The 23471-nt window shown below is 72.7% G+C and carries 25 protein-coding genes and 1 pseudogene; 16 read left to right on the top strand and 10 right to left on the bottom strand.

Annotated elements, in window-relative coordinates:
• Window positions 1-312 precede the first annotated feature (312 nt).
• Genes ACWCRA_RS31645 through ACWCRA_RS31635 form a run of 3 tightly spaced genes read right to left on the bottom strand, consistent with a single transcriptional unit; the run spans window position 313 to window position 3448 of the window.
• On the bottom strand, window positions 313-1719 hold the full coding sequence (locus ACWCRA_RS31645; protein ID WP_351558608.1) for a sensor histidine kinase: 1407 nt from the start codon (window positions 1717-1719) through the stop codon (window positions 313-315).
• Entirely contained in the window at window positions 1716-2450 is a 735-nt protein-coding gene (locus tag ACWCRA_RS31640; protein ID WP_451069193.1) for a response regulator transcription factor, read from the bottom strand. Before ACWCRA_RS31640 ends, ACWCRA_RS31645 begins: the two co-directional genes overlap by 4 nt.
• Before the next feature lie 29 nt (window positions 2451-2479).
• Window positions 2480-3448 (bottom strand): S1C family serine protease, encoded by a 969-nt coding sequence (locus ACWCRA_RS31635; protein WP_451069192.1) that lies wholly within the window; start codon window positions 3446-3448, stop codon window positions 2480-2482.
• A 376-nt stretch (window positions 3449-3824) separates the two neighbouring features.
• On the opposite strand from ACWCRA_RS31635, the gene ACWCRA_RS31630 reads away from it, so the two are divergent.
• Entirely contained in the window at window positions 3825-4433 is a 609-nt protein-coding gene (locus ACWCRA_RS31630) for a GNAT family N-acetyltransferase (protein WP_351558621.1), read from the top strand.
• Window positions 4434-4684: 251 nt separating this feature from the next.
• Here ACWCRA_RS31630 and ACWCRA_RS31625 read toward each other — a convergent pair whose 3' ends face one another.
• Both ACWCRA_RS31625 and ACWCRA_RS31620 read right to left on the bottom strand, forming a co-directional pair.
• Window positions 4685-5707: a LacI family DNA-binding transcriptional regulator gene (locus ACWCRA_RS31625; RefSeq protein WP_351558603.1), complete on the bottom strand. Its 1023-nt coding sequence runs from the start codon at window positions 5705-5707 to the stop codon at window positions 4685-4687.
• A 24-nt stretch (window positions 5708-5731) separates the two neighbouring features.
• On the bottom strand, window positions 5732-6499 hold the full coding sequence (locus ACWCRA_RS31620) for a response regulator transcription factor (RefSeq protein ID WP_351558601.1): 768 nt from the start codon (window positions 6497-6499) through the stop codon (window positions 5732-5734).
• Between the two features lie 214 nt (window positions 6500-6713).
• On the opposite strand from ACWCRA_RS31620, the gene ACWCRA_RS31615 reads away from it, so the two are divergent.
• The 4 genes from ACWCRA_RS31615 (at window position 6714) to ACWCRA_RS31600 (ending at window position 10113) form a co-directional block, all read left to right on the top strand.
• A complete protein-coding gene (locus ACWCRA_RS31615; RefSeq protein ID WP_351558599.1) occupies window positions 6714-7628 on the top strand; it encodes an alpha/beta hydrolase family protein in 915 nt (304 codons plus the stop codon).
• A gap of 25 nt (window positions 7629-7653) precedes the next feature.
• Window positions 7654-7908 (top strand): MoaD/ThiS family protein, encoded by a 255-nt coding sequence (locus ACWCRA_RS31610; RefSeq protein ID WP_351558597.1) that lies wholly within the window; start codon window positions 7654-7656, stop codon window positions 7906-7908.
• Window positions 7909-7918: 10 nt separating this feature from the next.
• Window positions 7919-9211 carry a hypothetical protein gene (locus ACWCRA_RS31605; protein ID WP_451069191.1) on the top strand — a complete coding sequence of 431 codons (1293 nt, stop codon included), beginning with the start codon at window positions 7919-7921 and terminating at the stop codon, window positions 9209-9211.
• Window positions 9212-9363: 152 nt separating this feature from the next.
• Window positions 9364-10113, top strand: a complete 750-nt coding sequence (locus tag ACWCRA_RS31600; protein ID WP_351558593.1) for an LmeA family phospholipid-binding protein — start codon at window positions 9364-9366, stop codon at window positions 10111-10113.
• Here the strand turns inward: ACWCRA_RS31600 and ACWCRA_RS31595 are convergent.
• On the bottom strand, window positions 10110-10757 hold the full coding sequence (locus ACWCRA_RS31595) for a TetR/AcrR family transcriptional regulator (protein ID WP_351558591.1): 648 nt from the start codon (window positions 10755-10757) through the stop codon (window positions 10110-10112). The genes ACWCRA_RS31600 and ACWCRA_RS31595 overlap by 4 nt on opposite strands.
• Before the next feature lie 239 nt (window positions 10758-10996).
• On the opposite strand from ACWCRA_RS31595, the gene ACWCRA_RS31590 reads away from it, so the two are divergent.
• The 4 genes and pseudogenes from ACWCRA_RS31590 to ACWCRA_RS31575 form a co-directional block, all read left to right on the top strand.
• The gene (locus ACWCRA_RS31590; RefSeq protein ID WP_350807544.1) at window positions 10997-11080 is read left to right on the top strand and encodes a putative leader peptide; all 84 of its coding nucleotides are present in this window, start codon (window positions 10997-10999) and stop codon (window positions 11078-11080) included.
• A 138-nt stretch (window positions 11081-11218) separates the two neighbouring features.
• On the top strand, window positions 11219-12058 hold the full coding sequence (locus ACWCRA_RS31585) for a sulfurtransferase (RefSeq protein WP_351558589.1): 840 nt from the start codon (window positions 11219-11221) through the stop codon (window positions 12056-12058).
• Between the two features lie 45 nt (window positions 12059-12103).
• Complete coding sequence (locus tag ACWCRA_RS31580; protein WP_054232391.1) at window positions 12104-12391, top strand: DUF1416 domain-containing protein; 288 nt, start codon at window positions 12104-12106, stop codon at window positions 12389-12391.
• 147 nt (window positions 12392-12538) lie between these two features.
• Window positions 12539-12790: pseudogene (locus tag ACWCRA_RS31575) on the top strand (DUF3099 domain-containing protein); the annotation flags it as partial.
• 154 nt (window positions 12791-12944) lie between these two features.
• Here ACWCRA_RS31575 and ACWCRA_RS31570 read toward each other — a convergent pair.
• Window positions 12945-13307: a DsrE family protein gene (locus ACWCRA_RS31570; protein WP_351558587.1), complete on the bottom strand. Its 363-nt coding sequence runs from the start codon at window positions 13305-13307 to the stop codon at window positions 12945-12947.
• A gap of 468 nt (window positions 13308-13775) precedes the next feature.
• On the opposite strand from ACWCRA_RS31570, the gene ACWCRA_RS31565 reads away from it, so the two are divergent.
• From ACWCRA_RS31565 to ygfZ, 3 genes are all read left to right on the top strand, one after another.
• Window positions 13776-14348 carry an FABP family protein gene (locus tag ACWCRA_RS31565; RefSeq protein ID WP_351558585.1) on the top strand — a complete coding sequence of 191 codons (573 nt, stop codon included), beginning with the start codon at window positions 13776-13778 and terminating at the stop codon, window positions 14346-14348.
• A gap of 66 nt (window positions 14349-14414) precedes the next feature.
• Window positions 14415-14891 (top strand): Fur family transcriptional regulator, encoded by a 477-nt coding sequence (locus ACWCRA_RS31560; RefSeq protein ID WP_351558583.1) that lies wholly within the window; start codon window positions 14415-14417, stop codon window positions 14889-14891.
• 18 nt (window positions 14892-14909) lie between these two features.
• A complete protein-coding gene (gene ygfZ, locus ACWCRA_RS31555) occupies window positions 14910-15875 on the top strand; it encodes a CAF17-like 4Fe-4S cluster assembly/insertion protein YgfZ (protein ID WP_451069204.1) in 966 nt (321 codons plus the stop codon).
• Between the two features lie 87 nt (window positions 15876-15962).
• On the opposite strand, the gene dtd is transcribed toward ygfZ, so the two are convergent.
• A complete protein-coding gene (gene dtd / locus ACWCRA_RS31550; RefSeq protein ID WP_351558357.1) occupies window positions 15963-16400 on the bottom strand; it encodes a D-aminoacyl-tRNA deacylase in 438 nt (145 codons plus the stop codon).
• 116 nt (window positions 16401-16516) lie between these two features.
• Here dtd and ACWCRA_RS31545 point away from each other — a divergent pair, with 116 nt between their 5' ends.
• The 3 genes from ACWCRA_RS31545 to ACWCRA_RS31535 are packed head-to-tail and all read left to right on the top strand — an operon-like array spanning window position 16517 to window position 19557.
• Window positions 16517-17284, top strand: coding sequence for an RsiG family protein (locus tag ACWCRA_RS31545; protein ID WP_351558359.1), 768 nt, complete (start codon window positions 16517-16519; stop codon window positions 17282-17284).
• A 47-nt stretch (window positions 17285-17331) separates the two neighbouring features.
• Window positions 17332-18291 carry an asparaginase gene (locus ACWCRA_RS31540; RefSeq protein WP_351558361.1) on the top strand — a complete coding sequence of 320 codons (960 nt, stop codon included), beginning with the start codon at window positions 17332-17334 and terminating at the stop codon, window positions 18289-18291.
• A gap of 24 nt (window positions 18292-18315) precedes the next feature.
• Complete coding sequence (locus ACWCRA_RS31535) at window positions 18316-19557, top strand: GNAT family N-acetyltransferase (protein ID WP_451069190.1); 1242 nt, start codon at window positions 18316-18318, stop codon at window positions 19555-19557.
• A gap of 229 nt (window positions 19558-19786) precedes the next feature.
• On the opposite strand, the gene ACWCRA_RS31530 is transcribed toward ACWCRA_RS31535, so the two are convergent.
• A complete protein-coding gene (locus tag ACWCRA_RS31530) occupies window positions 19787-20902 on the bottom strand; it encodes a selina-4(15),7(11)-diene synthase (protein ID WP_351558363.1) in 1116 nt (371 codons plus the stop codon).
• Window positions 20903-21675: 773 nt separating this feature from the next.
• On the opposite strand from ACWCRA_RS31530, the gene ACWCRA_RS31525 reads away from it, so the two are divergent.
• Window positions 21676-22497 (top strand): calcium-binding protein, encoded by an 822-nt coding sequence (locus ACWCRA_RS31525; RefSeq protein ID WP_351558365.1) that lies wholly within the window; start codon window positions 21676-21678, stop codon window positions 22495-22497.
• A 173-nt stretch (window positions 22498-22670) separates the two neighbouring features.
• Here ACWCRA_RS31525 and ACWCRA_RS31520 read toward each other — a convergent pair whose 3' ends face one another.
• Window positions 22671-23444: a methyltransferase domain-containing protein gene (locus tag ACWCRA_RS31520; protein WP_451069189.1), complete on the bottom strand. Its 774-nt coding sequence runs from the start codon at window positions 23442-23444 to the stop codon at window positions 22671-22673.
• Window positions 23445-23471: the final 27 nt, after the last annotated feature.

Genomic DNA, 23471 nt, shown 5'->3' with positions numbered 1-23471 from the left:
GATGGGGGGAGGGGCCGCCTGATCCGTGGCGGGGTGCGCTGCCGGGCGGCGCTGCGGGCGCCCCGGGGGCCTGGGGCCCTTGAGGTTCATGGGTCCCCCGGGTCGCCCGGGACTCGCTCGCCGACGATGCTCCGCCGGTCCTGCCCGCACCGCGAGGGCCCGGGCCGAAGTAGGCGGAGAATCCCGGGGAGTTGGCGCGAACCCGGCCGTGCCCGCCGGCCGTGACCGCCGTTCGAGCCCGGCCGGGGGGGACGGCCGGGCCGCCCGGCTCGGGGACGGCGCCTCCGGGACCTCCGCCCCCGGATCTCCGGCTCAGGGATGGGCGGGCGGCGGGATCGCCGCGCCCGGGAGCCGGATCACCGCCCGCGTACCGCCGCCCGGGGCGGGCTCCAGCCGGATGTCGCCGCCCGACTGCTGGACCGTGCGCGCCACGATCGACAGACCGAGCCCCGACCCGGGCAGCGACCGCGCCGACGGCGAGCGCCAGAACCGCTCGAAGACATGCGGCAGCTCGTCCGCCGGAATGCCCGGCCCGTGGTCCCGCACGCTCAGCGTCCCGCCCTGGAGCCGCACCTCGACCGTGCCGCCCGGGGGCGAGAACTTCACCGCGTTGTCCAGCACATTCACCAGCGCCCGCTCCAGCGCCGCCGGTTCGGCCCGGACGTACCAGGACTCCATCGACGTCGCGAACGTCAGCTCCGGTCCGCGCAGCCGCGCCCGGCCCAGAGCGGTGCCCACGATCTCGTGCAGCGCGACCACCGTCACCGGACCGCCCCGTACCGCGTCGGGCCTGGACAGCTCCTGGAGATCGCCGATCAGCGCCGCCAACTCCGCCATCTGCGCCTTCACGGACGCCATCAGCGCCTGCCGGTCCGCCGCCGGGATCGCCCGGCCGGTCCGCTCACTGCGCGCCAGCAGCTCGATATTGGTCCGCAGCGAGGTCAGCGGGGTGCGCAGCTCATGGCCCGCGTCCGCGATCAGCCGCGCCTGCCGGTCCCGCGAGGACGCCAGCGCCGCCGTCATGGAGTTGAAGGAGCGCGAGAGCCGGGCGATCTCGTCCTCGCCGTCGGCGGGGATGCGCACGGTCAGATCCTCCGTGCGCGCCACATGCTCCACGGCGGCGGTCAGCCGGTCCACCGGCCGCAGCCCGGTCCGGGCGACCAGCAGCCCCGCCGCGCCCGCGCCGACGACCCCGACCCCGGCGAGCCCGGTCAGCAGCAGCGCCAGCCGGTTCAGGGACGTACTGATCTCGTCCAGCGGCCGGGAGACGGAGACGGCGACACTGAGACCGTTCCCGATCTCCGTCAGCGTGGTGTGCACCCGCACCGGCGAGCCGTCGTCCGTGACGCTGTCGTGCAGGGTGTCCTTCCGCAGACCGGCCGCGACCGCGACATCCGACGGCTTCACCTTCACCGGCTCGGAGTACGGTCCGACACAGCGCCGGCCGTCGCGCCCCACGAGCTGGGTGTACGCGAAGTTGGGCGATTCGTCCTCGGCGGGGCGCACGTTGTAGCAGTTCTGATAGGCCTGCTCCACCATGTCCGGCGGGGCGCTGGTGTTCCGGAGCGTGGTGTTCAGCTCGTCGTAGAGCTGGGCGCGGGTCAGCAGCCAGGAGACGACGGAGACCGCCGCGACGGCCACCGCGACCGCCGTGGCCACCAGCAGCGCGAGCCGGGATCTCAGCGGGAGCGTACGGAACCGGCCGGCCAGGCCCGTCACGCCTCACCGCCGCCCGAGCGCAGGACGTACCCCACTCCGCGCACGGTGTGGACGAGCCGGGGCTCCCCGGCCGCCTCGGTCTTGCGCCGCAGATACATCACATACACATCCAGCGAATTGGAGCTGGGCTCGAAGTCGAAGCCCCAGACGGCCTTGAGGATCTGCTCACGGGTGAGGACCTGGCGGGGGTGGGCCAGCAGCAGTTCCAGCAGGGTGAACTCGGTGCGGGTCAGCTCCACCGGGCGGCTGCCGCGCAGCACCTCGCGGGTCACCAGATCCATCCGCAGATCCGCGAAGGCCAGCACCTCGTGCCCGTCGTCGCCGGCGGCGCCGGCCGCCGCCGGGGCGTAGGAACTGCGCCGCAGCAGCGCCCGGATGCGGGCGAACAGCTCGTCCAGCTCGAACGGCTTCACCAGGTAGTCGTCGGCCCCGGCGTCCAGGCCGGTGACCCGGTCGCCCACCGTGTCGCGGGCGGTCAGCATCAGGATCGGCACGGTCGAGCCGGTGGACCGGATGCGGCGGGCGGCGGTCAGACCGTCCATCCGGGGCATCTGGATGTCCAGCACGATCAGTTCCGGCTGGTACGCCTCCGCCTTCGCGAGCGCGTCGATCCCGTCGACGGCGACCTCGGTGCCATAGCCCTCGAAGGCCAGGCTCCGCTGGAGCGCCTCCAGGACAGCGGGTTCGTCGTCGACGATGAGGATGCGTTCGCCTTCACGGGGAGTCGTCATGGGATCAGCCTCGCACGCGCCCGGAGCGGTCAGCCGTCACCGTCGCGGAGGTCGCCGAGGACACCCTTGACGGTGTCGACGGGGATGGCGAAGCCCAGCCCCACACTGCCCGCGCCGGCGCCGCCGGAGGCGCTCGGCGAGTACATGGCGGAGTTGATCCCGATGATCTCGCCGCGCATGTTGATCAGCGCACCGCCGGAGTTGCCGGGGTTGAGCGAGGCATCGGTCTGGATGGCCTTGTACGTGGTCCTGGAGTCGCCGGTGTCGCCGTTGAACTCCTGTCCGCCGAACTCGAAGGGCCACCCGGCGTCGGGCCGCTGGCGCTGCTCCGGCTCCTTCGCGACGGTGACATCCCGGTCGAGCGCGGAGACGATGCCGCTGGTCACGGTCCCGGTCAGCCCCTCGGGCGAGCCGATGGCGACGACCTCCTCGCCGACCGTCAGCTTCCCTGAGTCGCCGAGCGCGGCGGGCTTGAGGCCGCTCGCCCCCCGGAGCTTGACCAGGGCGAGGTCCTTGCCCGGGTCGGTGCCGACGACATCGGCGGTGTACGTCCTGCCGGTGCTGAGCCCGACCTGCACGGTGCCGGCGCCCGAGATCACATGGTTGTTGGTGATGATCTCGCCGTCCGCGCTGATGATCACCCCGGAGCCGGTGGACTGCCCCGAGGCGCCCCCCGCCTTGATCTCGACGATGCTCGGCATGACGGCCTGCGCGACCCCGGCGACCGTGCCCGCGCTGGAGCTGGCCACATTGGTCCCGCTGATCCCGCCGCCGCCGGCTCCCGCGCTCTCCCCGCCCCCGGCCCGGTCGACCAGCGCGGAGACCCCGCCCCCGATCGTGGCGGCCACGATCGCGACGGTGAGCAACAGCCCGACGGGCCGCTTCGCCCGCGCCCGGTGCGTCTGCGGGGGCTGGGCGGGCGGGGGCGGGTAGGCCGTGTCGTACGCCTGCGGGTGGGAGGGCTGCTGCTGCGGCTGCTCGCGGTAGTAGTCCGTCATGGGTACGACTGTCCCGGCGGCAGATGAGAGGAGTCTGAGGTGCCCGTAAGAACCGGGCCAGAAGTCTGTAGGCCCCGGATAAGAGGGGGCGGGGGGCTGCGGGGGCTCGTGGTGCGGGTTCGTTCCGCTCGCGGGCCGCGGGACCCCGGTCCGGTCGGTCTCACCCTCGCCGGGCGGCCCGAGCCACGAGACCCGGCCCCGCCGGCGTGTTCGGGGGCCCGCACCCGGACCTCCCGCTCCTCAACCGCCGGAGGGACCGGGTGTCAGGCCGGCCGGCCCCCGGCCCCCGCGCTCAGCAGGGCCCGGCGGCCCCCGCGCCGCAGACCCCTCCCCGCAATCCGACCCCGCTCCCATGAAGATCATCGCGGGGTGCAGAATGACCCGTATGTCGATGACCAATACACCGAACCCGGCGACGATCGACGACACTTCGCTGATCAGCCGCACCCTGGCCCGTGCTTTTCACGACGACCCGATGATGAGCTGGTTCTTCCCCGACGCCGCCACGCGCGAGGCGCGGATGGACCGCTACTTCGGCACGATCTTCGCCCGGCAGTACGTCGGCCACGGCGCCTGCGAGCGCACCGCGTCCGCCGCGTCGTTCTGGGTGCCGCCGGGTGCGCAGGCCGTTCCCGACGCGGAGACCATCGCGGAGCTGATGGACATCCTGGGCGACCGGGCGTCCCTGTTCCGGCAGGCCGTGGAGGCGGCGGTCGAGCACGCGCCCCAGGAGCCGCACTGGTACCTCGCCGTCGTCGGGGCCGACCCGGCGGCGCGCGGGCAGGGGCACGGGGCGGCCCTCCTGCGCTCCGGGCTCGCCAAGGCCGACGCCGAGGGGATGCCGGTCTATCTGGAGTCCTCCAAGCCGGAGAACCTCCCCTTCTACGAGCACTTCGGCTTCACGGTGCTCGGTGAGGCGGAACTCCCCGGCGGCGGGCCGACCCTCTGGGTGATGCGCCGCGAGCCGCGCCCGGTGGATGCCTGAGCCTCACCGAGGCCCCCCGCTGCGCGCGGGCTCCCCGCGCACCGGACGCCGGCGAGGCTGAACCACCCGGCCCGCCGGGCGTCCGAAGGCGGACCCTGTGGCACAGGACCCCGCGCGCGCCCCGCGCCACAAGCCCCCGCAGCCCCGCGCCACAAGCCCCCGCACCACCAGCCCCCGCACCCCCGCACCACCGCACCACCAGCCCTCGCACCCCCGCGCCGTGCCGGAGGAACCCCCGCCGGCGAGCGGAGCTACCCGCAGCCGCACGACCTCCGGATCACCAGACCCGAAGGGAACTGCCGCACCCGCTCCCGGCGCGAGCCCGCCAGACGGAGGCTCTCGTCCAGGACGAGGTCGACGGCCGCGCGGGCCATCGCGGGGCGGTCGGAGGAGACGGTGGTGAGGGGCGGGTCCGTGAGGTGGGCCTCCTTCACGTCGTCGAAGCCCGCCACCGCCAGCTCCCCCGGCACATCGATCCGCAGCTCCCGCGCCGCCCTCAGCACCCCGATGGCCTGGTCGTCCGTCGAGCAGAAGATCGCCGGCGGGCGCTCCGGGCCCGCCAGCAGCTTCAGGGCGACCTGGTACGCCTCGTACCGGTTGAAGGGCGCCTGGAAGAGCCGCCCCTCCACCGGGCGCCCCGACTCCAGCATCGCCCGCCGCCAGCCCTCGACATGGTCGGTCACCGGGTCGCCGACCGGAGGTGTCGACTCCGGGCCGCCGAGGCAGGCGACATACGCGTTGCCGTGCTCCAGGAGGTGGCGGGTCGCCAGTTGGGCGCCGCCGATGTCGTCCGTCACCACCGCCACGTCGTCGATCGCCTCGGGGCGCTCGTGCAGCAGCACCACCCGCGCGTCCCACGCCTCGATCTCCTGCGCGGCCTGCTCGGTCAGCCCCTGGCTCACCAGGATCAGCCCGGCCACCCGCATCCCGAGGAACGCGCGGAGGTAGTGGACCTCGCGCTCGCGCCGGTAGTCGGAGTTCCCGACGAGCACCATCTTCCCGCGCTCGGCCGCGGCCTGCTCCACCGCGTGCGCCATCTCCGCGAAGAAGGGCTGCCGGGCATCGGGAACGATCATGCCTATGAGGTCGGTCCGCCGCGACGCCATCGCCTGGGCCACCCGGTCCGGGCGGTACCCCAGCTCCTTGATCGCGGCGAGTACGCGCTCGCGCGTGGCCGGTGCGACCGGCCGGGGTCCGTTGTTGATGACATAGCTGACCACGGCGGTCGACGTACCCGCCAGCCGCGCCACATCGTCCCGCGTCACCTTGGCCACGCGCGGCAGTCTACGCGTGGTGACCTACCTCTGGGCAGGCCGTACGGCGGCTTTCTGCTGCTCGGAGGCCTCTTCCGAACGGGCGATCGCGGAGACCGCCTCCGCCGCCTCCCGCTCCGCCTTCTCCGGCACCACGAAGCGGTATCCCACATTCCGTACGGTTCCGATGAGCGACTCGTGCTCCGGGCCGAGCTTGGCGCGCAGCCGCCGCACATGGACGTCCACCGTGCGCGTACCGCCGAAGTAGTCGTACCCCCAGACCTCCTGGAGGAGCTGGGCCCGGGTGAACACCCGCCCCGGGTGCTGCGCCAGATACTTCAGCAGCTCGAACTCCTTGAAGGTCAGATCCAGGACCCGGCCCTTCAGCTTCGCGCTGTAGGTCGCCTCGTCCACCGAGAGATCGCCGTTGCGGATCTCCATGGGGGAGTCGTCCGCGCCGATCTGCCGGCGGCCCATGGCCAGCCGCAGCCGGGCCTCGACCTCCGCGGGGCCCGCGGTGTCCAGGAGGACGTCGTCGACGCCCCAGTCCGCGGTGACGGCCGCGAGACCGCCCTCGGTCACCACCAGGATCAGCGGACAGCCGGGGCCGGTGGACCGCAGCAGCTGGCAGAGCGACCGCACCTGCGGCAGATCGCGGCGGCCGTCGACCAGGATCACATCGGCGCCGGGGGTGTCGACCAGCGCCGGGCCCTCGGCGGGGGCCACCCGCACGCTGTGCAGAAGCAGTCCGAGCGCGGGAAGCACCTCCGCGGACGGCTGGAGGGCGTTGGTCAGCAGCAGCAGAGAGCTCATCGAACCCCACCTGCCTGTGCCCGGGTCGTCGTCGTCTTGAGGTTGTGCACGGTTCGCTCACCCATAACGTCGGTTCCTCCTCGGTCCCTGCGAGGACGTGGTGCTGCGGCCCTGCTTCGTACGGTTGGTTCACCTGTCTGTAACAACAGCCAGGAAACACAAAAGGACCCGGGGGCTGCGTCGCCCGGATCCTCTTCCGAGCAGAATAGCTCACATGCGTTCTGAGCCAGAGGGCCGATTTCACACTGTGGACGCCTCTCCGGTCCCACACGACTCACGGGACAAATCTACCCGTACCACCCTGATCACCTCGGACGGCGTACGGATCGAGGCCCGGTACCACCCCGGCCCCGAGGGCCCGCCCGGCACCGCCGTCGTTGTCGCGCACGGCTTCACCGGCTCCCTGGACCGGCCCGCCCTGCGCCGCGCCGCCGGGGTGTTCGCCCAGCGTGCGGCGGTGGTGACGTTCTCCTTCCGGGGCCACGGCGGCTCATCGGGCCGCTCCACGGTCGGCGACCGCGAGGTGCTCGATCTCGCCGCCGCCGTCGGCTGGGCGCGTGCTCTCGGTCACAGCAGGGTGGTGACGGTCGGTTTCTCGATGGGCGGCTCGGTGGCCCTGCGCCACGCGGCACTCCACGCGCCGGGCCGGTTCACCGGGACCGGAGGAGTTCAGGGGCGCACGGAAGCACGCGCCGGGGTGCGAGCGGCGCATACCGACGCCGTTGTCTCCATCAGTGCCCCCGCCCGCTGGTACTACCGGGGTACGGCCCCGATGCGGCGGGTCCACTGGGTGATCAGCAGCCCCCTGGGCCGGGCCGTGGGGCGGTACGGGCTGCGCACCCGCGTCGACACCCGCGCCTGGGACCCGGTCCCGCTCTCCCCGGCCGGCGCCGTGCCGCTGATCGCCCCCACCCCGCTGCTCGTCGTGCACGGCGAACGCGATCCGTACTTCCCCCTCGACCACCCCCGGATGCTCGCGGCGGCCGGCCCCGCCGAACTCTGGGTGGAGCCGGGGATGGGGCACTCGCCCTACGTCCGCGACGAGGCCCGAAATGCCGCGGGTGACCTGCTGCTCGCCCGTATCGCCCAGTGGCTGGCCGACCGGGAGCCCTCCGCGCATGGCTCATGATGGATGCCGACGAAGGGAGTCGCGCATGCCGGCGGGGACGATCCGCTACTGGGCCGCGGCGAAGGCGGCGGCCGGGACATCGGAGGAGCCGTACCGCGCGGGCACGCTCGCCGAGGCGCTCGCCGCCGTGCGGGAACGCCACCCCGGGGAGCTGACGCGTGTGCTCCTCCGGTGCTCTTTCCTCGTCGACGGCGATCCCGTCGGCACCCGGGACCATGAGACCGTACGGCTTGCCGAGGGCGGCACGGTCGAGGTGCTCCCGCCGTTCGCAGGAGGGTGAACCACACAGCATGAGCAGCGATCAGCAGTATCCGCGGTACCCGCAGGGGCAGCAGCCGTACCAGGGGCCGTACGACGACCCGCACCAGGGCCCGTACCCGGGACCGCAGCACCCGCACCCGCACCAGAGCCCGCACCAGAGCCAGTACCAGGGCGGGCAGCAGGGCCAGCAGGGCCAGCACGGACAGCACGGACAGCAGGGGCAGTACGCCCCGCAGGCGTACTCGCAGCCCCCCGTGCCGCAGCAGGACGTCGCCGCGCAGACCTGGGAGGGCGAGACTTGGGACACCGCCTACCAGCCGGCCATACCGCCGGAGCGGTTCGCCCCCGCGCCCCCGCCCCCGCCCGCCGCCGAGGAGACCGCGTACCTCCCCCCGGTCCACGGCCACGGACAGAGCCCCGCCCCCGCCCCGGGCCCCTTCCCGGGCGCTGCCCGCCCGCTGCCCGCCGAGACCCCTCGGCGGCACGAGCCCGCCGGGCCGGCGCCCGCGCCCGGAGCCGCCGGCTACAGCACCCCCACCACCGGGGGGAACACCCGGGTCACCGACGCCCAGCGGGCCCGCGCCGAGGGCCGTTCGCCGATCATCCCGCCGGGCATCGAACCCGCCGCGCTGACCGCCGGACTCGGCCTGCTCCTCGCGGGCGGCGCCGCCCTCGGCACCTACGGTCTGCTCGTCCCGCTCGTGCTGCTCCAGGCCGTCACCGCCGCCGGATGGTTCCGGCTGAACGGCATGTGGCCCGCCCGCCAGGGCATCGCGCTCGCCTTCGCGGGCGGCCTGGCCGCCGACGCCGTGCTGCTCGGGGTCGGCCGGGAGAACGCGCCCGCCGCGATCCTCGGCACCCTCGGTGTGTGGGTGCTGATCGTCCTGGTGCTCCAGCTCCGCAGCGCCGCGGGCTCGGACGAGCGGATGCAGGGGCTGATGGCGACGGTGGCCTCCACCGCGCTCACCATCCTCGCGGCCGGATACCTCGCCGCGGCCGACGACGCCGTGATCGTGGGCGGGATCGCGGTCGCCGGCGCCACCGTGGCGCGCGCGCTGCCGCTGCCCGCCATCGGCTCCGTGGTGTTCTCCCTGCTCGCGGGGGCCGGCGCGGGCCTCGCCGCGGGCGGCATGACCTCCTTCGGCTCGGACGGCTGGCTGCCGGGCCTGGTGGCGGGGGCGCTCGCGCTGGTCGGGCTGCGGGTCGCCAGCTACGACTACCCCTCCCGGTTCGTCCACTTCACGGCGGGCGTGGCCCTGCCGCTGACCGCCGCCGCGCCCGCGGTCTACCTCCTCGGCCGGGCCCTGCTCCCGGGGGCGTGAGCCGCGCCGTCGACCCGCCCGCCACGGGGCTCCCAGGAACCAATGACGCCGCCCGGACGTCGATCAGTAACGGACAGGGCGCCGTCGTCCGGGAGCCCCCGGCCGGCTGAGGGGGGCGCGGGCGAACCGACCAGAGTGGGGTACACCGGGCAATGCGTGCACTGCGAATAACGCTGATCATCGCCGTGGTCCTCGGCGTCCTCTTCACCGCCCTCGACCGGATCGCGGTCAGCTTCGCGGAGTCCGAGGCGGCCGGGAAGATCCGCGACAGCCAGGGACTGCCCTCCACCCCGGAGGTCTCCATCAAGGGCTTCCCGTTCCTGACCCAGGTCATGGACCGGCGTCTCGACGAGGTCGGGATCAGCCTCTCCGGCATCACCGCCAACGCGGGCGGCCGTTCGGTGGAGGTCACCGAGGTCCGCGCCGGACTGACCGGGGTGACCGTCGGCAGCGGGTACGACTCCGCCGTCGCCGGGCGCGCCGAGGGCTCCGCGCGGATCTCGTACGAGGCTCTGGGCAAGGCCGCCCCCGAGGGCGCCACCATCGGCTGGGCGGGTGCCGAGCGGGCGGCGAAGGGCCAGGTCAAGCTGGAGGGCCCGCTGGCCGATGTGGTGAAGGGCGCGGGAGTCCCGGTGCCGGACGCGGTCGCCGGGGCGCTCGGGGGCCGCACCATATCCGCGTACAGCACGGTCGAACTGACCGGCGGGAACACCCTGCGGCTGACGGCCGACGGCCTGCCGGAGCTGCCGGTCCAGGGCTTCGGGAAGGCGCTGCGGCAGGCGGTGGACCTGGAGTTGAAGATCGAGGGGATGCCCGCCGGGATCAGGCTCGACCGTCTGGAGCTGTCCGAGGACGGGCTGAGGATCACCGGCACGGGCAGGGATGTCGCGCTGGCCGGCTAGGGAGTCTCTTCCGGATCGGGCCGGTGGAGGGTGATCAGCCGGGCCAGGTGCGTTCCCGCGAGCAGCAGGGGCCGGGTGCTCCGGGAGACCTGGGCGGCCAGTTCGGCGCCCTCCAGGGTGCTGACGACCGTGGTGGCGAGGTCCGCGGCGGTCTCCTCGGGGAGGCCGGAGGCCCGGAGCCGCTCGGCGACGACCTCCTCCCAGCGGGCGAAGGCCCCGGCGGCGGCCCGCTGGATGTCCGGGAGGCGCCCGGCGGTCCCCAGGGCGGTGGCCGTGACCGGGCAGCCCTCGGTCCACTCGGAGGCGCTCAGCCCGTCGGCGAGGGTCCGGGCGAGGGCGAGCACCGCCTCGGCGGGGTCCGCCCCCTCGCCGAGGACCTCCCGCAGGATGTCGGAGAACTCCTCATCGCCCCGGTGCACGGCGGCGACGGCCAGCTCCTGTTTGCCGCCGGGGAAGAAGTGGTAGACCGAGCCCAGGGTGGCGCCGGCCTCCTGCGAGATCTGCTTGATCCCGGTGCCGTCGTACCCCTGGCGCTGCATCAGGGCGGAGGCCGCCCGGACGATCCGCTCCCGGGTGCCGGGGGTGTCGTCACCGGCCTCCGGTCCGGTTCCCGCTGCGGTCCGCCGGCGTGTCCTGGTCTGCATCCTCCCGAATCTACTGGATGGAACGTCCACTACAGAAGAGTGCGCGGAGCCCCGGCACTCCTCGGATGGCCGCATGGTGAGACGGGCCTGTCCGATGGGCAGAAAGGGGTCCGGACGAGCCGCCGGCGGGTGCCGCGACGGCGGTCCGCACCCTCTTCCGTGTCATATGGCGGACGATCGTGTCTCAGTATTCGACACGCCGGTGACATAGCGCCCGATCCGTCCCTACGATCGGACGCATGAAGCAGCGACAGGCGGATCTCACGAAGCGGCGGGCAGTCGACCTGTGCCGCGTCGCCGCCATGCTCTGTCGCGCCGTCTGAGCGAGAGCCCCGCTCTCCCTTCCCTGGCCCTTCGACCTCTGATCAGGGCCGTCCCCGTGCGGTACGCCGCTCCTGACGCGTATCCGCGCAGCCTCTCCCGCACCGTCCCGCCGCACACTGCCCCGGAGGAGAAACCGCATGAGCCGCAGCGACGTCCTGGTCGACGCCGACTGGGTCGAGGCCCACCTCGACGATCCGCAGGTCGCCATTGTCGAGGTCGACGAGGACACCTCGGCGTACGAGAAGAACCACATCAGGAACGCGATCCGGATCGACTGGACCAAGGATCTCCAGGACCCGGTCCGCCGCGACTTCATCGACCAGGAGGGCTTCGAGAAGCTCCTCTCCGCCAAGGGCATCGCGAACGACACCACCGTCGTGCTCTACGGCGGCAACAACAACTGGTTCGCCTCCTACGCCTACTGGTACTTCAAGCTCTACGGCCACGAGAGCGTCAAGCTCCTCGACGGCGGGCGCAAGAAGTGGGAGCTCGACTCCCGCGACCTGGTCGACGCCGTGCCGGCCCGCGCCGAGACCCAGTACAAGGCGAAGCCGCAGAACACCGCCATCCGCGCCTTCCGCGACGATGTCGTCAGCGCGATCGGCGCGCAGAACCTGGTCGACGTGCGCTCCCCCGACGAGTTCAGCGGCAAGCTGCTCGCCCCGGCGCACCTCCCGCAGGAGCAGTCGCAGCGCCCCGGCCACGTGCCGAGCGCCCGCAACATCCCGTGGTCCAAGAACGCCAACGACGACGGCACCTTCAAGTCGGACGAGGAGCTGTCGAAGCTCTACACCGACGAGCGGGTCGACCTGGCGAAGGACACCATCGCCTACTGCCGCATCGGTGAGCGCTCGGCCCTGACCTGGTTCGTCCTGCACGAGCTGCTCGGTGTCGAGAACGTCAAGAACTACGACGGCTCCTGGACCGAGTACGGCTCCCTGGTCGGCGTGCCGATCGAGCTCGGCCCCGCCAAGTAACCCCAGCGAAGCAACCCCCGAACCACGGAACCATTGGAGAGCTGTATGTGTGGAGCGAAGGCCGGGGGCCCCGACGCCTCGACGATCAAGCCCGGTGAGACGACGATCCAGGGGCAGGTGACCCGCGACGGCGAGCCCGTCACCGGCTATGTCCGGCTGCTGGACTCGACGGGCGAGTTCACGGCCGAGGTTCCGACCTCGGCGACCGGGCAGTTCCGCTTCTACGCGGCCGAGGGCACCTGGACCGTACGCGCCCTGGTGCCGGGCGGCACCGCGGACCGCACCGTCGTCGCGCAGACGGGCGGCCTGGCGGAAGTGGCGATCGCGGTCTGAGCGCCGGCACCGCGATCGCCGTGTGACCCTCGCGGTCACCCGAACGGCCGAAGGGCCGCACCCCCGGGGGTTGGACGCCACTGGAAGGGGGGTGCGGCCCTTCGGTCGTGCCCGGCCGCGCGCCGCCCGCCGCCGTACTCTGGAGACATGTACGCACGGCGTCGGCGTGCCTATTTCCTGCTGATGGGCGGGTGCCTGGTCCTGTTCGTGTCGGCCTGGGCCCTGGTGCGCCTCTGGTCGGTCCCGGCGGCCATCGCGATGTGTGTGGTCGCCATGGTCATCCCGCCGTTCGCGGCGATCGTCGCCAATCGCCGGGGCCCCGACGACCGCTGGTGGGACGACCCCTCGGGCGACCCCACATCGGACGCCTGGTGGGACGAACTGGACGGGAAGCGCCGGGGCGGCAGCGGCGGCACGGACGGCAACACCGGCAACACCGGCGACTCCGGTGACACCGGCAGCACTGGCGGCACGGACGACCGCCGGCCGTAGCCGCCGGCCGGTGGTGGCCGGTGGTGGCGGGAAGGCATGGAGGCGCGGGCGGTGCCGCGCGTCAGTAGACGAGAGCCTGCACGCCGTCCGCCATGATCTCGCTGACGAAGACCTGCGCCCCGGCGATGCGCACGCCGTCGAGCACATCCGCCTCGGTGATGTCCCGGCGCGCCGCGCACTGGGTGCACACCGTGATCACCCCGGCCGCCTGGACCGACGCGATCAGATCCGGCAGCGGCGCGGCGTGCGGAAGCTCGAAGCCGGCCGCCCGGCCCGGCAGCGCGAACCACGAGGACTCACCGGTGAGCCAGAGCGACACCTCCACCCCGCTGGCCACGGCGACGGCCGCCACCGTGAAGGCCTGCGAGCAGCGCTCGGGCGCGTCGGCGCCTGCGGTCACCTTGATCACGAGCTTCTTCGCCATGACCGAACTGTAATGCGCGCCCCCGCGCCCCCGGCCGCCGCCGTCCCCTTCCCCCGGACGGCCGTTTCCCCCGGACGGCCGTCCTCCGGAACCGGCCCCCCGGGCCGGGCCGGCCCGGCGCCACACCCTCCGGGGCCGTGCGGCGCCGGACCTCACAGCGATGGCCGGGCCCCCACCCATTAGGCTGGGGCCCGGACTCCGTCTCACCGATTCACCGATCCGCCCGATCACCGAATCGCCCACCGCTGATCCGAGGAGAGCACCCCGTGCTTACGGCATTCTTCGAAGCCCTGCTGGTCCTGGTCTGCATCGGCGTCGCCGCCTTCGCCCTGCTGACCGTGAAGAAGCTGTACCAGGGCCAGCGCTAGCCACGGGCCAGAGCGCGGGACCGCCCCACCACCGCCGAAGGGCCCACCCGGCCGGACGGCGCGCCCCAGCCGACGTACCTACAGATCGCCAGAGCTGCTCATGATCGAGATTCCGTCCGACCTCAATCCGGACCTCGTCCCCCTCGCCTTCCTCCTCGGAACCTGGGAGGGCGCGGGTGTCTCCGACTTCCCCGGCGCCGAGAAGTGCAACTTCGGCCAGTCCGTGACCTTCAGCCACGACGGCCGGGACTTCGTCGAGTACGCCTCGCACAGCTGGGTCCTCGACAGCGAGGGCAACAAGGTCCGGCCGCTGGAGAGCGAGCACGGCTACTGGCGCGTCGACAAGGACCGCAAGGTCGAGGTCGTCATGGTCCGCGACCAGGGCGTCGTGGAGATCTGGTACGGCGAGCTGGCCGACCAGAAGCCGCAGATCGACCTGGTCACCGACGCCGTGGCCCGCACCGCGGCCTCCGGCCCGTACAGCGGCGGCAAGCGGCTCTACGGCTATGTGAAGGGCGACCTGATGTGGGTGGGCGAGAAGTCCACCCCCGAGGTGCCGCTGCGGCCGTACATGTCGGCGCATCTGAAGAAGACCGTCACGCCCGAGCAGGTCGAGTCCTGGGCCAAGGACATCGGTGACCTCCCGGACGACGGCATCGCCTTCTTCAAGTAGACCCCCCGCCGAAGCGGACCGGTCCGGGACAGGGGTTCCGGACCGGCGCCCGCCTACACTGGGGGCGTGGTGAGCACCGACTGGAAGAGTGATCTGCGGCAGCGCGGCTACCGGCTGACCCCTCAGCGCCAGCTTGTCCTGGAAGCCGTCGACACCCTCGACCACGCGACCCCCGACGACATTCTCTGCGAGGTCCGCAGGACCGCCGCCGGGATCAACATCTCCACCGTCTACCGGACGCTGGAGCTGCTGGAGGAGCTGGGGCTCGTCTCCCACGCCCACCTCGGCCACGGCTCCCCGACCTACCACCTCGCGGACCGCCACCACCACCTCCACCTGGTCTGCCGCGACTGCACCGAGGTGACCGAGGTGGACGCCGAGATGGCGGCGGAGTTCACCGGCAAGCTGCGCGACAGCTTCGGCTTCGACACCGACCTCAAGCACTTCGCGATCTACGGCCGCTGCGGCGGCTGCACCGCCGACCGGGCCGGTGGCGGGGGCGCCGGGGGCCGCACGGCTGAAGCGTCAACTACCGAGTCGTAGGCTTTCCCCATGGCCACTGTGAAGAGCCCTCTGCTGTCCCTGCCCGGCGCCGTACCCGCCGAGGGAGCCGATGAAGGTGTCGCCGCGCACTACGGCGACCTCTTCCGCGAACAGCGCGCCCTCGCGGACGGCACCGGTCTGGTCGACCTCTCCCACCGCGGTGTCCTCACCGTCACCGGCGACGACCGGCTGAGCTGGCTGCATCTGCTGCTCACCCAGCACATGACCGACCTCCCGGCCGGACAGGCCACGGAGGCGCTGGTGCTCTCCGCGAACGGCCATATCGAGCACGCGCTCTATCTGGTCGACGACGGCACCACGGTCTGGGCGCACGTCGAGCCCGGCACCCAGGAGGCGCTGATCGCCTATCTGGAGTCGATGAAGTTCTTCTACCGGGTCGAGGTCGCCGACCGCACCGGCGACATCGCCGTGGTGCATCTGCCCGCCGGCTCGATCGCCCCGGTCCCGGACGGTGTCGCGGTACGGGAGACCGCGCACGGCCGTGATCTCTTTCTGCCCAGCGCCGACCTGGAGTCCTACGCCGCCGCGCAGGGCCCGCCGGCCGGGATTCTGGCGTACGAGGCCCTGCGCGTCGAGGGGCACCGGCCGCGGGCCGGCTTCGAGACCGACCACCGGACCATCCCGCACGAGCTGGGGTGGATCGGCACCGCCGTCCACCTCCAGAAGGGCTGCTACCGGGGGCAGGAGACGGTCGCCCGGGTCCAGAACCTGGGCAGGCCGCCGCGCCGGCTGGTCTTTCTGCACCTCGACGGCAGTGAGGTGCATCTGCCGGGGCCGGGCACCCCGGTCACGCTCGCGTCGGACGGCACGGAGGGGCGGAAGCTGGGTGTCGTCACCACATCGGCCCGCCATCACGAGCTGGGGCCGATCGCGCTGGCCGTGGTGAAGCGGAACGTGCCGGTGGACGCGGAGCTGCTGGCGGGCGGGACGGCCGCGGCACAGGAGACGGTGGTCGAGCCGTAGCGGCCGGGCCCGCCGGCCCTGGCGGCCGGCGGGGACCCCCGCGCTGGATTCGGGAGGCTTCGGGCATATGCCCGAAGCCTCCCGGTTCTATATCTCCACCAGCACGGTGAAAGGGCCCTGATTCGTCAGCGAGACCCTCATCTCCGCGCCGAACCTGCCCGTCTCCACCCGCGCGCCCAGCTCCCGCAGCCGCGCCACCACCTCGTCCACCAGCGGTTCCGCGACCGGGCCGGGCGCCGCCGCGTTCCAGGTGGGGCGGCGGCCCTTCCGGGCGTCCCCGTAGAGAGTGAACTGGGAAATCACCAGCAAGGGCGCATTCACGTCCGAGCAGGACTTCTCCCCCTGGAGAATCCGCAGCGACCAGAGCTTCCGCGCCAGTCGCGCCGCCTTCTCCGGGGTGTCCTCATGGGTGACCCCCACCAGCACACACAGTCCCTCACCGATGATCTCGCCGACCGTCTCGGAGCCCGTTCCGTCCGGGACGGAGACGCTCGCGCCGTCGACTCTCTGCACCACTGCACGCATACAGACCAACCTATCTGGGGCTGAACGGGTGCAGAGCGCCTGCGTCGGACGGCGGGGGAGTGGCACGATGCACAAAGGCGGGGTGCCGCACCGGTCGAGGGGACGGAATTACGCATATGAGCACATCTGGAACCGGGCAGCCGGCCGGGCCCGCGACCACCGAGGCCCTCCCGCCGCCCGGGGGCCCCACGGCCACCGCGACGGCCACGGCCCATCTCCCCCACGGCGGCCCGCTCGGCGGTCCGCAGGGGGGGCCACTCGCGGGTCCGCAGGGGGGCCAGGGTCCGCTGGGCGGCCCGTTCGGCGGCTCGTTCGGCGGTCCGCCGGGGGGTCCGCACCCGTTGCGCCCGCCGCAGCAGCGCACCACCGCCGACGGCCTCCCCCACCCCCCGCCGTACGATCTGCGCGCCCTGCGCCTGCCCGAGCTGCGCACCCTGCGCCGGGACTCGCAGCGCGACGAGGCGGACCTCAGCTATGTGCGGCGGCTGCTCCACGGCCGGATCGACATCCTCCGCGCCGAGCTGTCCCGGCGCACCCAGCCGCAGGCCCCGGTCATGGACCGGCTCGTGGTGGACCGGCTCTCCGAGATCCTCGCCGACGCGCCCTCCCGGCACCGGACCTCCGCCCGCCATGTGACCCTCTCCACCCCGCGCGGCGAGGAGGTCCGCCGGCTCGCCTCCGACATGCTCGCCGATGTGGAGCTGTCCGATCTCACCGCCCGTACGGACGAGGAGCTGCACGCCGGGATGGGGCGGCTGGTCCACTACGAGCGGCAGGTCTCGCACCGCCGTCAGCTGCTCCAGCGGATGGCCGACGATTGCAGTGCCGAGATCGCCCGCAGGTACCGTGAGGGCGAAGCCCAAGTAGACGACCTGCTGACCTGAAGCGATCCTTCCGGAAGCGGGTTCCCCGCCCGCCCTGGAGGCCGACGATGACCCCTGCCGCCCCCGCCATACCCCCGGTCCTCGCCGAAGTCGTACGATCCGGCTTCACCGAGGGCCACCACCGGGGCTCACTGGTCGTCCTCGCGGCCGACGGCACCGTGGAGCTCGCCATCGGCGACCCCGCCGCCCCCGTCTTCCCGCGCTCCAGCAACAAGCCCTTCCAGGCCGCCGCCGTGCTGCGGGCCGGTCTCGACGTGGCGGGGGAGCGGCTCGCGCTCGCCGCCGCCAGCCACTCCGGCGAGAGCTTCCACCTCGCTCTCGTCCGCACCATGCTCGACGAGTGGGGGCTCTCCGCCGATGAGCTGCGGACCCCGCCCGATCTGCCGCTCGACCCGGTCGAGGCGGAGGCGTATCTCGCCGCCGGGAAGGCCCGCGACAAGATCACCATGAACTGCTCCGGCAAGCACGCCGCGATGCTGGCGGCCTGTGCCCGCAACGGCTGGGACCGCGCCGGGTACCTGGACCCCGCCCACCCGCTCCAGAGGCTCGTCCACACGGTGATAGAGGAGGCGGCGGGCGAGCCGGTGGCCGCCGTCGGTACGGACGGCTGCGGCGCCCCGCTGATGGCGATCGGGCTGACCGGGCTGGCGCGCGGCTTCCGTTCCCTGGTGCTGGCCGCGCCGGGGACCCCCGAGCGGCGGGTCGCGGACGCGATGCGCGCCCACCCCGAGTATGTGGCGGGCACCCGCCGCGCCGACACCTGGCTGATGAGCGAGGTCCCCGGGACCCTCTCCAAGATGGGCGCCGAGGCCGTCCAGGCGGTGGCGCTCCCCGACGGCCGGGCGCTCGCCTTCAAGATCGACGACGGTGCCGGGCGGGCGCTGGGACCGGTGCTGGCGCGCGGTCTGCGGCTGCTGGGGGTGGACGCGCCGGTGGTGGCCCGGATCGGCCGGTCGCCGCTCCTCGGCGGGGGTGACGAGGTCGGGGAAATCCGCGCGACTTTCTGACGGGGCTGTGCTTAGCGTGGGTGTATGAGCCTTGAGACCCGTGCTGTCACCGAGTCCGAATTCCCCGACTGGCTGCGGGCGGTGGGCACCGGATTTCTCGTCCCGCCGACCCCCTCCGAACAGGACATACAGATCCGCCGCGCCGACGCGGACCTCGCGCGCACGATCGGCGCCTTCGACGACGGCCGCTGTGTCGCGACGTACCGGTCCTTCGCCCAGCGGCTGACCGTGCCCGGCGGCGCGACCGTGTCCGCCAACGCGGTCACCGCTGTCACCGTCACCCCGACACACCGCCGCCGGGGGCTGCTCAGCGGGATCATGAACGCCGATCTCGCGGTCGCCAAGGAGCGCGGCGACGCCGTGGCCTCGCTGATCGCCGCGGAGTACCCGATCTACGGCCGGTTCGGCTTCGGCCCGGCGGCCTCCACCGCCGTCTGGGAGATCGACCTCGCGCGGGCCGGGCTCGACCGCCGCTGGTCGGGCCCCGACGGCGGCGGACGCATCGACCTGGTGGACGCGGCGGACGCCCGCAAGCTGGGCGCGGAGGTGCACGCCGGCCTCGCGGCCTTCCAGCACGGTGTGGTGAGCCGCCCCGAGCGCTGGTGGGAGCTGCGCACGGGAAAGGTGAAGGTGCAGAGCGAGCCGTGGACGGAGCCGTTCTACGCGGTGTACCGGTCGGCGGCGGGCGAGGCCGAGGGGATGGTCGTCTACAGCACCGACGGGAAGTGGTCGGACGCCAAGCAGCCGGACAATGTGCTGACGGTACGGGACCTGGTGGCGCTGAACCCGGCGGCGGAGCGCGCGCTGTGGACGTATGTCTGCTCGATCGACTGGGTCACCTCCGTGCGGTCGGGGCGGCGGGCACCGGACGATCTGCTGCCGGAGCTGCTGCCCGATCCGCGGGCGGCGCGGATGGTGGCGCAGACGGACTTTCTGTGGGTGCGGATTCTCGATGTCGTACGCGCCCTGGAGGCGCGGGCCTATGACGGCTCGGGGAGCCTGGTGCTGGAGATCGAGGACCCGCTGGGGCTGGCGGACGGACGGTTCCGGGTGGAGGTGTCGCCGGAGGGGGCGGGGTGCCGGCCGACATCGGATGAGCCGGATCTGACGATGGGGGTGCGGGAGCTGGGGGCGCTCTATCTGGGGGACGCCTCCCCCACGCGCCTGCTGGCCCTGGGCACCCTCCGCGAACACCACTCCGGCGCCGCCCGCACCGCGGAGTTCTTCCGCACCCCGAGGCGGCCGTGGTGCCCTGACATCTTCTGACCGTGCCCCGGGGGACCGGCCCCTGGCCTGGGCCTGCGCCCCGGGGGGCCGGCCCTTGACCCGGGCCCGCGGGGCGCGGGTCTTCCGGCCATCCAGCCTCGCCGGCGTTCGATGCGCGGGGGTTCGGGGGCCGGCCCCTGGCCTGGGCCCGCGGGGTGCGGGCTCCCGAGGTGCGGGGCCCGCCAGGGGCGCACCCCGGGGCTCCCGGGGGGCCCGGGCCCCCGCCCGGTCAGACCGGGGCCGTTTCCAGGAGCTGCCGCCCCCGGCCCACCCCCACCCCCACCGCCCCCCGCGCCCCCACCGGCAGATCCCACCACCAGGCGACCACCGGGATGTCCAGCGGCGTGTCGCGGTCGTCGGTGGGGGTGTCACTGAAGGACGTGGGGAGATGGGCGGGGTCGTGCGGGGTGGTGTAGCGCTGCGAGCTGATGCCCCAGTCCTGGGCACCCCGTATGAAGTGGGCCAGGCTGGCCAGATACCGCCGCAGTTGAGGGCTGGCGGTCGCCATCAGCGTCTCGTGCAGCCGCAGATACCGGCACATCACCCGGTCGCGCTGGGAGACGGCGGTGGCCAGCGCCTGGTCGGGGTCCAGGCCGTGGTGGTGCTCCAGCACCCGGATCACATTGAGCCAGTAGCCGGAGCTGCGGCTCTCCTTGTGGTGGGACAGGATGTCGTTGTCCCAGGTGATGATGAAGGACGCCATCTCGGCGGCGGCCCGGGTGGCGGGGCTGTCCCGCTCATGGGGCTGGAGTTCGTAGCCGTGGGCCATCTCCAGCAGGGGGAGGACCACGGTCGTCGCGCCGTCGTACAGCCGCATCAGGGTGTAGTCGTCGAGGTCGGGTACGGTGCCGGCGCGTCGGTGATCGGCCTCCCAGGCGACGGAGAAGAAGTACTCTCGCAGGGCGTCGATCCAGCGTGCGGTCTGGCCGTGGGTGCCGTACCGGGAGACCCGGGCGCGCAGATCGCGCAGCCCTATGGCCAGCGGGTCCGTGGCGAGCAGCGGTGTCTCGGGATTCTGCGCGATGCGCAGCAGCCGGTGCAGCACCGCGATCAGGTCGCCCGGGCGGTGGCCGAGGTCGCTCTCCTCGCAGTACCCGTCGTCCACGCCGAAGAGCCAGAGGACGAAATCGGCGAGGAGGGAGACGACCTCGTCGCGGCCCTCGGGAAGGATCATGGCCGAGAAGGTGCCGATGTCATGGCGGACGAGCCGGGCGCGCAGCTCGTCGCTGCCGATGCCGATGGCCTCGGCCCAGGCGGTGGTCTGGGCGTCGATGGCCGCGTGCCGGGGATGGATGGCGGGGGGTATCGGGGAGAAGATCGGCGGAACGGTCAGCTCGGGCCCCACCTTCGGCCACCTCTCTGCTGGGGGATCTGATCTGCGGAGTTGCGGTCGCTTTGCGGAGTGCTCTGTGCGAAGTACGGCTCGGCGCTGCCGCATTCGCCGTGGATGACGCCATGCGACTGATCAACTACGGCGCATAGTACTCACTGGTCACACGCCTTCCAACGGATCGTTCCCGCCACCTGTGGCCCCTTCTGTCCCTCCGCCCCGGGGGCGCCGCGCCGCCCGGCGGTCGCCCCTGGGGCCGGGGCGGGTCTCAGATGCAACGACCCTGTGGGTGGAGTCGCTGATGACGGGCCGTGGTTGAGGGGGAGCGAGAGCGACACGCCCGGGAGGCGCGGTCGGCGCGCCGGGTGCCCGGGGGGATGCGCCGGCGGGGGCGGAGGGCCGGGCGGGGGTGGCGAGAAGTGGTGTGGTGGTTCCGAACGGAAGTCGCGTATGGGTGGCTTGATGGCGATTCGCAGGGGTGTTCCCGGGTGCTGCCCATGGGCGTGTCGGAGGGTCGGCCGCGCCTCGGGGTGTTCGGCGTGGCTGAAAATCGACGTTTGAGGGTCATCGCGGAGTGATAAGGCCGGTCTTCGGTCGTCCTTTCCTCGTGGAGCGCCTCCCGAAGATCGCTCGGCTTCGAATATCACTCATAGGATCTTCATCAAGTGATGCAACCATTCACTTCACCCCCATGTCTGGACTTGATGAGTCGGCTGACTCACTAGACCTCCGGGCACCCAGAGGGCGCGCGTGTCGCGTCTCGGAGCCCCCTCTGAACTGGGATATATATGCGCACTCGTGCATCCGTCGCCGTGGTTACCGGTGCTTTCGCCCTCAGCGCTCTGGCCGTTCCGGCGGCACAGGCGGCCGACAAGCCGGACAGCGCCGCCGCCGCCCGTGCGGCGCTCGCCGCCCCCGATGTGACCTACGGCGACACCAAGATCTCCAACGTGGTGGTCAACGGCGGCAAGCCGATCGTGGTCGGCATCTCCGACAAGACCTTCTCGGTGACCTTCACGGCCAGCGACAACTCCGGTATCGCCGGCGCCGACGCCAACCTCTGGCACGGCTCCAACTTCGACGACCCGGACGGCTGGATCTCCTCCGACGGGGTGAACGGCGCCTCGTGCGGCTCCGGCACCAAGCCGACCTGCAAGGTGAACTTCACCGTCATGCCGTGGCTGGACCTGGACACCAGTGCCCTGCGCACCAAGTGGAAGGTCTCCGCCGACGCCGACGGCAAGGACGGCGACTTCACCTACCGCGACAACGTCAAGACCTTCGACTTCACGCACGCGGCGAAGCTGACCGTCAACGCCTCGCCCGAGCCGGTCAAGAAGGGCAAGACCATCACCGCCACGGGCACCCTGACCCGCGTCAACTGGGCCGCCGAGAAGTACTCGGGCTACGGCGACCAGTCGGTGAAGCTCCAGTTCAAGAAGAAGGGCGCCAAGACCTGGTCGACCCTGAAGACCATCAAGTCGGACAAGAAGGGCAACCTGAAGACCACGGTCAAGGCGTCCGCCGATGGGTCCTTCCGCTACAGCTACGCCGGCAACTCCTCCACCCAGAGCCTGAACTCGGGCGAGGACTACGTCGACGTCCGCTGAGCCGTCCTATCCGGCCTGATCCGAAAGAAACTCCCTGGTTCCGGGTCCCCCGGGGTGTCCGCCAGGTCCCCCGGGTGTCCGCCGGCTGCCTCGGCGGGTGCGGTGACAGCCGGTCACCGCACCCGCCGCCGCCCGTCCGGACCCCCGGACGGGCAGCGGCGGCCGGGCCGGGCTCACGGACCGACTCCGCCGGGCTTGCGGGCCTCGATCAGGAACCGGGTCGTGCGCGCGCGGAACGGGCCCTCCCGCTCGATGCGTTCGTGCAGCTCCCTCAGCCGGTCGCGGTAACCGTCGACGGTGAAGCCGGGCACCATCCAGATCACCTTCCGCAGGAAGTAGATCACCGCGCCGATGTCGTGGAACTCGGTCCGCAGCGACTCCGGCCGCAGATCCACGACCTCCAGACCGGCGGCCTCGGCCCCGGCGCGGGCGTCGTCGGGGTGGCGTGCACGGCGGGTCGCGGGCGGCTGGGGTCCGAGGAAGAACTCGACCAGCTCGAAGACGCTGGCCGGGCCCACCTGCTGGGAGAGATAACCGCCGCCGGGCCGCAGCACCCGGGCGATCTCCTCCCACCACACGGTCACCGGATGCCTGCTGACCACCAGGTCGAAGGCTTCATCGGCGAACGGGAGCGGCGGCTCGTCCTCGTCCGCGACGACCGCCACCCCGCGCGGGTGCAGCAGCGCCGTCGCCCGGGCGATGTTCGGCGGCCAGGACTCGGTCGCCACCATCAGCGGCGGAAGCGCCGCCACCCCCGCGAGGACCTCACCGCCCCCGGTCTGGATGTCGAGCGCCGCGCCCACCCGCCCCAGCCGCTCGGCCAGCGTGCGCGCGTACCCCCAGGACGGGCGCTCCTCACTGGCCCGGCCGTCCAGCCAGGAGAAGTCCCAGCCGTCCACGGACACGGTCTCGGCCTCCGCGACCAGATCCTCGAATGTGCGCGCCATACCGCGATCGTGACAGGCCGCCCCGGA

The organism is Streptomyces sp. NPDC001889 (genome assembly GCF_053594535.1).
Note: the sequence above shows the minus strand (reverse complement) of the source record. Positions and strands in the feature narration are given on the sequence as shown.

What these genes read in the sequence shown, in the direction of transcription:
- ACWCRA_RS31640 (WP_451069193.1), bottom strand. Translation starts at nt 2,450, where the DNA reads ATGACGACTCCCCGTGAAGGCGAACGCATCCTCATCGTCGACGACGAA.
- ACWCRA_RS31635 (WP_451069192.1), bottom strand. Translation starts at nt 3,448, where the DNA reads ATGACGGACTACTACCGCGAGCAGCCGCAGCAGCAGCCCTCCCACCCG.
- ACWCRA_RS31630 (WP_351558621.1), top strand. Translation starts at nt 3,825, where the DNA reads ATGACCCGTATGTCGATGACCAATACACCGAACCCGGCGACGATCGAC.
- ACWCRA_RS31620 (WP_351558601.1), bottom strand. Translation starts at nt 6,499, where the DNA reads ATGAGCTCTCTGCTGCTGCTGACCAACGCCCTCCAGCCGTCCGCGGAG.
- ACWCRA_RS31615 (WP_351558599.1), top strand. Translation starts at nt 6,714, where the DNA reads ATGCGTTCTGAGCCAGAGGGCCGATTTCACACTGTGGACGCCTCTCCG.
- ACWCRA_RS31610 (WP_351558597.1), top strand. Translation starts at nt 7,654, where the DNA reads ATGCCGGCGGGGACGATCCGCTACTGGGCCGCGGCGAAGGCGGCGGCC.
- ACWCRA_RS31605 (WP_451069191.1), top strand. Translation starts at nt 7,919, where the DNA reads ATGAGCAGCGATCAGCAGTATCCGCGGTACCCGCAGGGGCAGCAGCCG.
- ACWCRA_RS31600 (WP_351558593.1), top strand. Translation starts at nt 9,364, where the DNA reads ATGCGTGCACTGCGAATAACGCTGATCATCGCCGTGGTCCTCGGCGTC.
- ACWCRA_RS31595 (WP_351558591.1), bottom strand. Translation starts at nt 10,757, where the DNA reads ATGCAGACCAGGACACGCCGGCGGACCGCAGCGGGAACCGGACCGGAG.
- ACWCRA_RS31590 (WP_350807544.1), top strand. Translation starts at nt 10,997, where the DNA reads ATGAAGCAGCGACAGGCGGATCTCACGAAGCGGCGGGCAGTCGACCTG.
- ACWCRA_RS31585 (WP_351558589.1), top strand. Translation starts at nt 11,219, where the DNA reads ATGAGCCGCAGCGACGTCCTGGTCGACGCCGACTGGGTCGAGGCCCAC.
- ACWCRA_RS31580 (WP_054232391.1), top strand. Translation starts at nt 12,104, where the DNA reads ATGTGTGGAGCGAAGGCCGGGGGCCCCGACGCCTCGACGATCAAGCCC.
- ACWCRA_RS31570 (WP_351558587.1), bottom strand. Translation starts at nt 13,307, where the DNA reads ATGGCGAAGAAGCTCGTGATCAAGGTGACCGCAGGCGCCGACGCGCCC.
- ACWCRA_RS31565 (WP_351558585.1), top strand. Translation starts at nt 13,776, where the DNA reads ATGATCGAGATTCCGTCCGACCTCAATCCGGACCTCGTCCCCCTCGCC.
- dtd (WP_351558357.1), bottom strand. Translation starts at nt 16,400, where the DNA reads ATGCGTGCAGTGGTGCAGAGAGTCGACGGCGCGAGCGTCTCCGTCCCG.
- ACWCRA_RS31545 (WP_351558359.1), top strand. Translation starts at nt 16,517, where the DNA reads ATGAGCACATCTGGAACCGGGCAGCCGGCCGGGCCCGCGACCACCGAG.
- ACWCRA_RS31540 (WP_351558361.1), top strand. Translation starts at nt 17,332, where the DNA reads ATGACCCCTGCCGCCCCCGCCATACCCCCGGTCCTCGCCGAAGTCGTA.
- ACWCRA_RS31535 (WP_451069190.1), top strand. Translation starts at nt 18,316, where the DNA reads ATGAGCCTTGAGACCCGTGCTGTCACCGAGTCCGAATTCCCCGACTGG.
- ACWCRA_RS31525 (WP_351558365.1), top strand. Translation starts at nt 21,676, where the DNA reads ATGCGCACTCGTGCATCCGTCGCCGTGGTTACCGGTGCTTTCGCCCTC.
- ACWCRA_RS31520 (WP_451069189.1), bottom strand. Translation starts at nt 23,444, where the DNA reads ATGGCGCGCACATTCGAGGATCTGGTCGCGGAGGCCGAGACCGTGTCC.